A 951-nucleotide genomic window follows, 5' to 3' on the forward strand; every position below is an offset into this window, starting at 1 on the left:
AACCCCGAATGACTACCGCGAGGCCTATCTCACGCCTGCCGGAGCAGGTCGAATGAAGGAGCTCGTACGCTTCTTTGCGGAGAACGGCATCGTCCTGCCGTATGGTGCTGCCGCATCGATCTCGACACCGATGACGCGCGCCGACGCTGAGTTCATCGTGGAGGTGTTCGCCGGCTTTCTCGATAGCCATCAAGACATTTTCGGCCGATAACGGTATGCAAATGAACGCACTGTGTCGGCAGTTCTTTTCGGCATCATGGTTTGTTGAGATGAAATCAATGGGCCGATATCGACAGCTGTCACTTAAAGGTCGAAGGCCCCCCAAGCTGGCCGCCTCGCAGAAAAATGTTCAGAATTCCTTCCGAGGATATGGCATAGGTAAATCTGCGTGGCGATAGCGTCGACGGAAGATCCGATTTGGTTCCCGTCCTCTTGGCGGAAGACCGACGTCCAAGTTTTCGCCGCTCGTGATAGTCCAACAACCACTTTGCATGCTTACATAAGAGCATGGCGGTCTGTTTTCGCTTAACGTTCGTTATTGCGCCAATTTATTAGGACCACGCTTCGTGCTGGCTGTGGTAAAAGCAAGTTCGATCTCGCGAGATACCTCCAGGATAGCTTCTGGATGTTGGCCATTCTCACAGAGCGCGTATTTGAGCGCTTGCGCGCGGCTCGCGAACAGGCCACCAAAATTACCATTCTGTTCGCGGACGACCCAGTTGCCAAAACAATTCTTGCCAACAAAGACGGTCGAGCTCGTGCAGCGTCCGGAGGGAAATTCGACAAGCTTCATGACCACATGCCCATGAGTTTGCGGCGTCATCTGACCTTGCCCCCAGATTTTATCCAGTTCTGAGTTCGCTCAAGCCATTGGATTTGCCCAGTTGGGCGGTGGTAGCGACGGGAGCTGGCGCGGAGCCATCGGCATAGCGCAGCGCCAGATCCCGGCGC

At 54.8% G+C, this 951-nt stretch carries 1 protein-coding gene and 1 pseudogene; both read left to right on the forward strand.

Translation table 11 applies throughout. The annotated features are described in order from the left end of the window. Nucleotides 1–211 (forward strand): annotated as a pseudogene (locus tag I6F16_RS37450) (aspartate aminotransferase family protein); the annotation flags it as partial. Nucleotides 212–625: 414 nt separating this feature from the next. Then, nucleotides 626–856 carry a hypothetical protein gene (locus I6F16_RS38375; protein ID WP_346656634.1) on the forward strand — a complete coding sequence of 77 codons (231 nt, stop codon included), beginning with the start codon at nt 626–628 and terminating at the stop codon, nt 854–856. Nucleotides 857–951 lie beyond the last annotated feature (95 nt).

Origin of the sequence: Bradyrhizobium sp. IC4060, from assembly GCF_020193715.1 — a bacterium.
Classification (GTDB): domain Bacteria; phylum Pseudomonadota; class Alphaproteobacteria; order Rhizobiales; family Xanthobacteraceae; genus Bradyrhizobium; species Bradyrhizobium yuanmingense.